The organism is Terrihalobacillus insolitus (genome assembly GCF_028416575.1).
Lineage (GTDB): Bacteria > Bacillota > Bacilli > Bacillales > Amphibacillaceae > Terrihalobacillus > Terrihalobacillus insolitus.
Map to the genome: position 1 here is coordinate 1 of NZ_JAMQKB010000042.1, position 10895 is coordinate 10895.

Here is a 10895-nt window from a genome sequence, read left to right on the forward strand (position 1 = left end):
GAGATTCTGTTGTTTTTTAAGGCAAAGGTGAAGTGGGCTAAAAAGACGGATCATGATTCTAAAAGGGGGCATCCCGCGTGGAAAAAAAGCGTAGAGGTTTAAAAAGGCATAAAGCTTTGCGCCCGTTTATATATTATATTTTCATAATTTTTCCAGTCTAAGTGTAACATTGCACATACTCATAGATATTTTTCTAATTTACTTTCAAATGTGTTATAACGATTATAACAAGGATGTGATTTTTTGGAGCTATTTGAAAGAAAAGTTACTAAGATTGGAAATAGCTTTGGAATTACTCTTCCTACAGAATTACTTAAACAAGTTGGCTTGTCACAGGGAGATGATGTACAAGTTGAAGTAAAAGATGAAAAAATTGTCTTGAGAAAAAAAGAACAAATAACACTTCCTGAGGGTGTCGATGATGAATTCATGGATATTTTAAATGACGTGATTAAAAAGCATGACAAAGCTTTCAAAGGATTAGTGGACAGATAATGAATGAGATTGTCTATTTAACAATAAATCAAGTTATTGCGATTAATGCCGTCCAAATTCGCCTATATTCTCCAGATGAGCCTATGTGAGTATAAGATCCTAACTTACTTGACTCAGCTATAAATCGACCAAAACAAACAGTGTTTGGTGGTGATGCTTATCCTTATCCTTCAATTTACGAAAAAGCAGATCCACTTTTTGAATCAATAGCAAAGAACCATGCATTTCAAAATGCGAATAAACGAACAGCTTTAGCCTCATTAATTGTTTTCTTGAAAATAAACCATTATCGGTGGACGATGGGACTTGAATAAGAACAAGACTTTACAGTTGATCTCGTGAATCATAAAGACACGTATAAAGAAATTGTTTCAACAATAGAAAGCCATACAGCAAAACTGTAAAATTCAATCTCATATTCGGTTGAGAATGGAGCTTTTATGATTTAGAAACGCCACCCCGTTACTTTAAGTGATGAAATTCACAAGATAAACAATTCCAAAAGAAAAGACAGTGATGAAGTTTAACTTTTCTACTGTCTGCTTAATCTCTCTATTTCTGATTCAAATTTGTAAACTCTTTTATTCAATACTTCGGTTTGGTCATCAACATGTTCAGTAATTTTCTCTGTATAATTCCCAAGGCTTTCGATTAAGTTTTGCTGTAATTTTTGTTGTCCGACTTCAAGCCTTGCTTGTCCCGTTTTTAAGTCACCGATATCTGTCTTTATTTCTTTCAGTTCACTTAAAATTTGTTTTAATATATCTTCCACAGAATTTACCTCCGCTCCGAGATGCTCTTTATAATTATAGCACCTATAAATTATTCTACCAATCAATTTTTTCGGTAATGGGTAAATTTACCTTTTATACCAAAGCACCCTTTCATTTAATAGGAGTTAATGGGTCGAACTCCAATGTCCCATCAAATGCAATGGAAGTGTGGTAGAACATACTAGGAATGCAAATGTGAAAGAAATATGACGTTTGGTGAAGATGTGATAAATGTCACATCTTTTTTTATTTCCAAAAGATACAATGAACCCTGAACTGGATACATCATATGTTTTTCAAGGGAGGTCCAAACGATGGAAATAAAGGATGACCAAAAAGCTTTACGATTAGAAGCCATGTTAAAAATTGTGCTAGAACCAGTTTTAATAAGGTTGGAACGAATAGAACAGGCTATTGAAGAAATAAAAAAATGAATAGCGAACAATCAATATCAGTATTTCAAAAAAATGACTGAAAGATACATGTCAGAATCTAATTCACTATTTTAACACGCATTCATTGCTTATAAAGCATAAAGCGAAGAACAAATCGTTTTAGAGAAGATGCAATTAGATAAAGATTTAGATGTTAAGAAGGAGGCAAATATGTTTTCATTTGAAGAAGAAGCGGGACTTATGCAGGATCGGGAAGATTTGATTGAAGTTCTACGGATGCGCTTTGGTTCTATATCACCCGACATTATTGAGTCTATTTATGAAATAAGTCAATTAGAAAAAATAGAGCGGTTAATATTAGTTGCAGCAAATACTCCAGAATTAGAAATGGTTTTAGAAGAAATGCAAGAAGGAGCGGGAAGTTTTCGTATTACTGGTAATCGGTTTAATCCCATTGACGTTAGCAACAACGGGGGGTTATGAGGGTGAGTCTTGATCAGTTTATCCTGGGTCCATGTTAAAGAGATTAATTTTACAAATGAAAGGTGATTATATGATTAGTTCTAAGGCACTAAAAATAGTTCAATCAACAGCCCCAGTATTAAAAGAAAATAGTAAACAAATTGGGACGCACTTTTATGAGTTGTTATTTTCTAAGGTTCCCAGTCTATATAATATATTTAACCAAACCAATCAGAAAAGAGGATTACAACAAGAAGCACTTGCATATGCGGTTTATGCAGCAGGAGAAAATATCAATAACTTGGCTGCAATTAAACCAGTCGTCATGCGTGTTGCCGAAAAACATCGGGCGTTAGGAGTGAAAGCTGACCAATACCCAGTTGTTGGGGAAACTTTACTCCAAGCTGTTAAAGATGTCCTTGGTGATGCTGCAACAGATGAGGTAATCGAAGCTTGGGGAGAAGCTTACAATTATATTGCAGACATATTTATTAATATCGAGCAAGAGCTATATGAAGAGACGAACCAAAAGCAAGGTGGTTGGACAGGATTCCGTGACTTTTTTGTAGATAAAAAAGTAAAGGAAAGTAATCAGATCACATCGTTTTACCTTAAACCAAAAGATGGGAACGCCATTGCTTCTTACCAAGCGGGTCAATATATTACCTTAAAAGCTGAAATTGAAGGGGAACGCTATACCCATATGAGGCATTACAGTCTATCAGATGCTCCCGGAAAAGCTTACTACAGAATTAGTGTCAAGCGTGAAGATCCGCAAGAAAATGCTCCTGCGGGAATTGTATCAAACTATCTGCACAAAGATGTTGAGGAGGGAAGTGTGCTTTCCGTATCGGCACCAGCAGGAGATTTTGTCATTGCTGATGAAAGACAACCTATCGTCCTTTTAAGTGGGGGTATTGGATTAACACCAATGGTAAGTATGTTGAACACGTTAGTTGAGTCACAGCCGAACCGTTCCATTACTTTTATTCATGCTACGATAAACAGTGAAACTCATGCAATGAGGGAGCACGTTGCCCAATTAGAAGCTGAGAATGATAACGTAAACTCTTTTGTTTGTTATGAATCTCCTACTACGGAAGATCGTGATGCAAGAAATTACGACAAAGAGGGACTGATTGACTTAGATTGGCTCAAATCTATTTTGCCGAATAACCAAGCAGACTTTTACTTTTGCGGAGGAATTCCTTTTACAAAGGCTATCAATCAGGCACTTAAAGAATGGGGAGTACCGAAAGAACGCAGTCATTTCGAGGTGTTTAATCCAGTCAGTATATTGGAGGAAGCATAACTTCTTCCCAATAAAACCGAAAGCCGTGGTGACGGCTTTCGGTTTTTAGGTTGCCACATGGTTTTGTGTTGTAAAGAGTGAAAAATAGAATACCTCCCAAAGCTAGCCTGATAGTTTTCTGACGCTTTTTTTCAATCCACTCAGAAACAAATAGAGGTAATTGTGAACAAAACATGAAAAAGCAAATGATTTTTTCAAAAATAAAAAAGCAAGGTGTGACATTCATCACACCTTGCTTTTTTATTGAAAGTTACAATGTTGTTAACGGAAAGTTCATTCCTAGATATATGCGTTTTTAGATGAAACAGATAGGCCTCGAAAGGAGTTTTATATATGAAAAAGCGGAATCGTTTGCTAGAAAAACTGCGTTATTTTCAGCCGAGGGAAAAAATGTCTCAAGGTTGGAGTGAGGTCTCCCATAAAGGAAGAGAGTGGGAAGATATTTATCGGCAGCGATGGCAATATGATAAAGTGGTCCGATCCACCCACGGGGTCAATTGTACAGGATCTTGTAGTTGGAATATTTTTGTGAAAGACGGCATCGTAGCTTGGGAAAACCAATCAACAGACTACCCAACTACAGGAGCTGATATGCCAGAATTTGAACCACGTGGTTGTCCACGAGGAGCGAGTTTTTCTTGGTACATTTACAGTCCTTTAAGAGTTAAGTATCCATACATTCGTAGTGTGCTACTAGAAATGTGGCGAGAATCCTTGGCGAAAACAAATGATCCAGTCAAAGCATGGGCGGCTATTGTTGAAAATCCTACCCATTCAAAGCGCTACAAAACGGCACGGGGTAAAGGAGGACTGGTGAGAACGAGTTGGGAAGAAGTAACACAAATAATCGCTGCTAACTTAATCTATACGATAAAGAAATACGGTCCAGATAGGATCTTAGGATTTTCACCGATTCCAGCGATGAGTATGATCAGCTACGCATCAGGATCAAGGTTTTTATCGATGCTCGGTTCTCCATTACTCAGTTTTTACGATTGGTATGCAGATTTGCCGCCAGCTTCTCCACAAATATGGGGTGATCAAACCGACGTTCCAGAATCGAGTGATTGGTTTAATTCCGAGTATATTATCGTTTGGGGTTCCAATATTCCGCTGACACGGACACCAGATGCTCACTTTTTAACGGAGGCAAGGTACAAAGGAACAAAAATTGTCAACGTTAGTCCAGATTATGCTGAATCAACGAAATTTGCCGATAATTGGTTAAGTGTCAAGCCTGGAACAGATGGAGCTGTTGCAATGGCGATGGGACACGTAATCTTAAATGAGTTTTATGAAAAAAACAAAACCGATTCGTTTGCAACCTATGCAAAAAAGTACACAGACTTTCCTTTTTTAGTCACGCTACAAAAAGATGGGGATCAGTTTAAGGCCGATCGTTTCTTGAATTCACAGGATATCGATAGAAACGTACAACATGGTGATTGGAAAACGGTCGTATTTGATGAACGTACTGGAGCATACGCCATCCCTAAAGGGACAGTAGGATCAAGATGGGACGACAAGCAAAACTGGAATTTAAAAATGGAGGACGAAGATACAAACGAAGCCATAGATCCACGTCTATCTATACTTGGAATAGAAGATGAAACGGTCACCGTCAAATTACCATATTTTGATGATTATAAAAAAGAGGTGATGACCCGTTCAGTACCAGTAAAAAAGATAGAAAAAGACGGGGAAACGATCTATGTTACATCGGTTTATGACTTGATGTTGGCAAACTACGGCATTGACCGCGGAATAGGTGGTGACGTGCCACAAAGTTACGATGACAAAAAGCCCTTCACACCGGCATGGCAGGAGGAATTTACAGGCGTAAGTCGTAAGGATGTTATCAAGATCGCACGCGAATTTGCACAAAATGCGATTGATACAAATGGGAAATCGATGATTATTGTCGGTGCTGGTATTAATCACTGGTATCATTCCGACACCATTTACCGAGCGGTTTTAAACCTTGTATTAATGGTTGGTTCCCAAGGAGTTAATGGTGGAGGTTGGGCGCACTATGTTGGCCAAGAAAAATTACGACCAAAAGAAGGATGGGGTACACTTGCTTTTGCCAAAGACTGGGGAAACGTTCCGAAACAACAAAATGGTACATCTTTCTTTTATTTCGCGACAGACCAATGGCGTTATGAAGAAATACCAGTAAGCGAGTTTGTCTCACCTGTAGCTGATAAAGCACGATACGACCACGTTGGTGATTATAATGTATTGGCTGCAAGAAATGGTTGGCTACCAAGTTTTCCGCAATTTAATAAAAATTCAATAGACCTTTATGAAGAAGCACAATCTGCCGGTGCTGACAACGAGGAGCAAATCAGGAATTATGTAGCGGAGCAATTAAAAAATAAAACCTTGCAATTTTCGATTGAAGATCCCGATAATCCTGTTAACTTTCCAAGAACCATGTTCGTTTGGCGTGCCAATCTTATTTCCAGTTCTGGAAAAGGGCATGAATATTTCCTAAAACATTTGCTCGGAACCCATAACGGTTTGCTTAACGAGGATTCTGATACGCTACGACCAGAGGAAGTGAAGTGGCATGATGAAGCACCAGAAGGGAAATTAGATTTGCTCGTTGATATGGATTTTCGGATGTCAGGAACTGCACTGTATTCCGATATCATCCTCCCAGCGGCAACCTGGTACGAAAAGCATGACTTAAGCAGTACGGATATGCACCCGTTCGTTCACCCTTTTAACCCAGCCGTTTCCCCACAATGGGAATCAAAATCAGACTGGGATACGTTCAAAAAGGTTGCAAAAACTTTTTCAGAGATGTCTAAGCATTACTTTGACGGACCTGTAAAAGAAGTGATTGGTACACCACTTGCCCATGATTCAAAAGCAGAAATTTCGCAACCATTAGGAAAAGTTAAGGATTGGTCAAAGGGAGAAACTGAGCCAATTCCAGGTGTAACCATGCCAAATATTCAAGTCGTAGAGCGTGATTACGCTAATATCTATAAAAAAATGATTTCTATCGGTGACGGACCATCTAATAATCCAATCATGAAAGATGAATTTGAGAAATTGAAAAAAATGATTCCGAAGACAGAAGAAGACGGCATTTCGAAAGGAAAGCCAAGCATTGCTAGCGATCGTGACGCGGCACAGATGGTTTTGTCACTCTCATCTACTACGAATGGTAAAGTTGCTGCTAAAGCGTGGGAAGATTTAGAGCATAAAACAGGTCAAACGTTCAAAGATTTGTCTGCTGAGAGAGAAGCGGAACACTTTACCTTCGATGACATCACTCGTCAGCCAAAAGAAGTGTTAACATCACCCGCATTCAGTGGATCTAATAAAAACCGGCGTTATTCTCCATTTACGATTAATGTGGAGCGTGATAAGCCTTGGCATACACTAACTGGCAGACAACACTTTTATATTGACCATGAAATGATGATGGAGTGGGGTGAAAGTCTTGCCACTTACAAGCCGATTGTTAATCATACGCCTTTCTTACCATCAAAAAGTAGACCAGATGTGGAGGGGAAAGAAATCACACTACAATATTTGACACCGCACAATAAGTGGTCGATTCACAGTATGTACTTTGATTCAAAACCTATGCTTGAACTGTTCCGAGGTGGGCCGACCATTTGGTTAAATAAGGATGATGCAGCTGAAGCTGGTCTGGATGATAACGATTGGATGGAATGTTTTAACAGAAACGGGGTTGTTGTTGGACGTGCGGTTGTGACACATCGTATTCCTAGAGGGATGGCATTTATGCACCATGCACAAGACCGACATATTTACGTACCAAAAACAAATGTGAGTGGAACACGCGGTGGCACGCATAATAGTCCAACCAAAATACATGTTAAACCGACACACATGATTGGCGGATATGCGCAGCTTAGTTACGGTTTTAATTATTATGGTCCAACAGGCAATCAAAGAGATTTGAACGTTGTTATTCGGAAACTAAAGGAGGTCGATTGGCTTGAAGATTAAAGCGCAAGTTGCAATGGTGATGAATTTGGACAAATGCATTGGATGTCATACATGTAGTGTAACTTGTAAGAATACGTGGACGAATAGACCTGGTGCCGAGTATATGTACTTTAACAATGTCGAAACAAAACCTGGTATCGGATATCCGAAAAGGTGGGAAGACCAAGCACGTTATAACGGTGGATGGGAACGAAAGGACGGCAAACTTAGCTTAAAGTCGGGAAGTCGAACTAAAAAATTGGCTCAACTGTTTTATAACCCAGACCAACCGGAAATGGACGACTATTTTGAACCATGGGACTACGATTATGAAACATTGTTTAATAGTCCAGCGAAAAAGCACCAACCGATTGCACGCCCGAAGTCGAAAGTTACTGGCGAAAACATGGAGTTAAACTGGGGTCCGAACTGGGAAGATGACTTAGCAGGAGGTCATATTACGGGTGCACAAGATCCAAATATGGAAGGCGTAGAAGAATCGATCAAGATGGAGTTCGAGGACACTTTTATGATGTACTTACCGCGTATATGTGAGCATTGCATGAATCCTTCGTGTGTTTCGGCATGTCCTGCTGGTGCCATGTATAAACGAGATGAGGATGGGATCGTCCTCGTAGACCAAGAATCATGCCGCGGTTGGAGAATGTGTGTATCAAGTTGTCCTTATAAGAAGGTTTATTTTAACTGGAAAACAAATAAAGCGGAAAAGTGTACCCTTTGTTTTCCAAGAATTGAGGCGGGGTTACCGACAATTTGTTCAGAAACGTGTGTCGGACGCATTCGCTATCTTGGTATTATGCTTTACGATGCCGATAAAGTGAAAGAAGCGGCATCCGTGGAAAATGAAAAAGACCTTTATCAAGCACAAATGGATGTATTTCTTGATCCAAACGACCCTGACGTAATCAAAGAAGCAAAACAGCAAGGTATACCAGAAAATTATTTGGAAGCAGCTCAACAATCACCTATATACAAAATGGTCATTGACTGGAAAATTGCGTTGCCGCTCCATCCGGAATACCGTACACTACCGATGGTTTGGTATGTACCGCCGCTTAGCCCGATTATGAATATCTTTGAGGGCAAAGGCAGCAATTCCAATCCGGAAGATGTTTTTCCAGCAATTGATGAAATGCGGATTCCAATCCAATATTTGGCGAATTTATTATCTGCTGGAGATACGACTGTCATTCGAACTGTATTAAAAAAAATGGCAGCTATGCGCCAACACATGCGTGCAGTGAATACAGGAAAAGAAATGAATCATCCGTTGCTCGAAGATTGCGGGTTGGATACAGAAACGGTTGAAAAAATGTATCGATTACTCGCCATAGCAAAGTATAACGACCGATTTGTCATTCCGACTACACATCGCGAAGACGTTTCAAACTTAATCAATGAACAAGGAGCATGTGGATTGAATTTTGAAGGTGGGCCAGGAGCTTGCGGCGTGTTTCAGGGGGTGTAAGGAATGAAAAACGAAAATATTCAAGAGGGACTAATGTTAGCGTCAATATTTCTTCAGTATCCTGATGAAATGTTTGCCAATTCTATGGAAGAGCTACAGACAGAAGCAAACAAACTGGGCGATGAATCGATTATCACTTCTTTCCATAATTTTATCGACCAAACAAGCAACACGAGTTTGGAGGAACTGTGTCAAAACTATGTTTATACATTTGATTTTGGCCGAGGTACGAACTTGTACGTAACGTATGCTGAACATGGTGAACAACGAGGACGTGGCGCGGTTTTGGCAAATATTAAAAAGAAATATGAAGCTGCAGGATTTGAAATGAAAAACAATGGGGAATTGCCTGATTACTTACCATTAATGTTGGAATTTGCTTCTGTGTCATCTTTTGAAGCTGGTACTGACTTGTTAAAAGAATACGAATCACAAATAATTGCCATTCATAAACAACTGTTGGAAATGAACAGTCCTTACCAATTTGTTTTACAAGCTATTTTAACCATTTTGGAAATGGTGCCCGTACCAGAAACGCCAAAGGAGGCGCATTCCCATGGCTGATCAATTTTGGTGGGTGATTTTCCCGTACTTGGTTATGACTATATTTATTTTCGGCCATTTGTATCGATTTCAAACAGGAGAGTTTGGCTGGACAGCGAAATCGAGTGAATTTCTGGAAAAGAAGAGGTTGAAGTGGGGGAGTTGGCTATTTCACATCGGAGTAATTTTCGTCTTCTTTGGTCATGTTGCTGGACTATTGATACCAGTCAAAGTTTATTATGCGCTTGGCGTTTCTGATGAATTTTACCATACAATGGCTGTTTGGGGAGGTGGCATTGCGGGTCTCATGGCCGTTGTCGGTATTTTCCTGCTCCTAATTCGCCGTTTTAGTGTTAAACGAGTTCGAGCAACAAGTAGTTTAGGTGATTTCATAGCAATTATTCTATTAACGATTACAATCGTTGCTGGCCTTGTTGCTACAGGAACCAATACGGTAGCCGATTCCGGTTTCGATTACCGAACGACAATCAATCCGTGGGTGCGTGGCTTATTAATTTTCAAACCTGATGCGGCTTTTATGGAGACGGTACCGTTACCGTTTAAAATTCATATGGTTTCCGCATTTGCGTTGTTTGGCATTTGGCCATTCACAAGACTCGTCCATGTATTCAGTTTGCCATTATTGTACTTGCGTCGTAGTTATGTGTTGTATCGGAAAAGGATTAAAACAGCGGGTGCTCATAAATAAGAACTAGTATTTCTTTAAAGATGCTCTAGTCGGGTAATGAAACGACTCGACTAGAGCGCAGCAGTTAAGGAAGAAAATTCACAATCATCTCTTTTCTTTCCTTGCAACAAGGTCTATACTAGAACATTGTGAAGACGGTAACCATCAACATGTATTTATAAAGTAGCCTCTTATCAGTTAGTTATTTACTTGGTATTTGTCTACAGGGGGAACGTTTTATGATAAATCTATTAGGCTTTATAGGCACTTTTTTACTATGTTATCTCATTAAAAGGTTATTTTTAAAAAATGAATGGTCACCTACACCTGCAGGGGCAATTGTAATGGCGAACGGAATTTTTCTTTACAGTGCGATGAAGCAATTCCCGTTGCTTTATGAACATGGCAAATTGTTTTTGTTCATTCTTACAGCTGTTTGGGCATCGATCGTTCTTTCGGTCTTGTCAACACTTGTTAATCGATCATTTAAAAAAAGGCATCTTGATGATCCGATTCAACTATTTGCAATCGGTACATGGGTTGCGGGAACATCTGTCCTTGGGAATGTGATACACCAGTATTCCCTTAACTTAGGGGTGATTCCTTACATGATGGGTGTCTTGAATGTTGTTCTTTATTTATGGTACATCTATTACTGCATGAAAGCGTATTTCGTGATTTTTCAGACAACTGCTAAAGATCAGGTACACGGCGTTCTTTTGCTAGCAACAGTTAGTACACAATCCATAGTACTCCTTTTGTATAA

At 39.3% G+C, this 10895-nt stretch carries 9 protein-coding genes and 1 pseudogene; 9 read left to right on the forward strand and 1 reads right to left on the reverse strand.

What is annotated here, in order from left to right; genetic code table 11:
* Nucleotides 1-243 precede the first annotated feature (243 nt).
* Entirely contained in the window at nt 244-495 is a 252-nt protein-coding gene (locus tag NC797_RS17650) for an AbrB/MazE/SpoVT family DNA-binding domain-containing protein (RefSeq protein ID WP_272438134.1), read from the forward strand.
* Between the two features lie 113 nt (nt 496-608).
* Nucleotides 609-809 (forward strand): annotated as a pseudogene (locus NC797_RS18375) (type II toxin-antitoxin system death-on-curing family toxin); the annotation flags it as partial.
* A 218-nt stretch (nt 810-1027) separates the two neighbouring features.
* On the opposite strand, the gene NC797_RS17660 reads toward NC797_RS18375, so the two are convergent.
* Complete coding sequence (locus NC797_RS17660; RefSeq protein ID WP_272438135.1) at nt 1028-1267, reverse strand: hypothetical protein; 240 nt, start codon at nt 1265-1267, stop codon at nt 1028-1030.
* A 606-nt stretch (nt 1268-1873) separates the two neighbouring features.
* On the opposite strand from NC797_RS17660, the gene NC797_RS17665 reads away from it, so the two are divergent.
* The 7 genes from NC797_RS17665 to NC797_RS17695 all read left to right on the forward strand — a co-directional run.
* Entirely contained in the window at nt 1874-2146 is a 273-nt protein-coding gene (locus NC797_RS17665; RefSeq protein ID WP_272438136.1) for a hypothetical protein, read from the forward strand.
* A gap of 70 nt (nt 2147-2216) precedes the next feature.
* Complete coding sequence (gene hmpA / locus NC797_RS17670) at nt 2217-3437, forward strand: NO-inducible flavohemoprotein (protein WP_272438137.1); 1221 nt, start codon at nt 2217-2219, stop codon at nt 3435-3437.
* A 333-nt stretch (nt 3438-3770) separates the two neighbouring features.
* The gene (locus NC797_RS17675) at nt 3771-7430 is read left to right on the forward strand and encodes a nitrate reductase subunit alpha (protein WP_272438138.1); all 3660 of its coding nucleotides are present in this window, start codon (nt 3771-3773) and stop codon (nt 7428-7430) included.
* Nucleotides 7420-8898: a nitrate reductase subunit beta gene (gene narH, locus NC797_RS17680; RefSeq protein ID WP_272438139.1), complete on the forward strand. Its 1479-nt coding sequence runs from the start codon at nt 7420-7422 to the stop codon at nt 8896-8898. Before NC797_RS17675 ends, narH begins: the two co-directional genes overlap by 11 nt.
* A gap of 3 nt (nt 8899-8901) precedes the next feature.
* Nucleotides 8902-9462 (forward strand): nitrate reductase molybdenum cofactor assembly chaperone, encoded by a 561-nt coding sequence (gene narJ / locus NC797_RS17685; protein WP_272438140.1) that lies wholly within the window; start codon nt 8902-8904, stop codon nt 9460-9462.
* The gene (narI, locus tag NC797_RS17690; protein ID WP_272438141.1) at nt 9455-10150 is read left to right on the forward strand and encodes a respiratory nitrate reductase subunit gamma; all 696 of its coding nucleotides are present in this window, start codon (nt 9455-9457) and stop codon (nt 10148-10150) included. Before narJ ends, narI begins: the two co-directional genes overlap by 8 nt.
* A 218-nt stretch (nt 10151-10368) precedes the next feature.
* On the forward strand, nt 10369-10895 hold a 527-nt coding region (locus NC797_RS17695; protein ID WP_465250248.1), incomplete at its 3' end, for a TDT family transporter.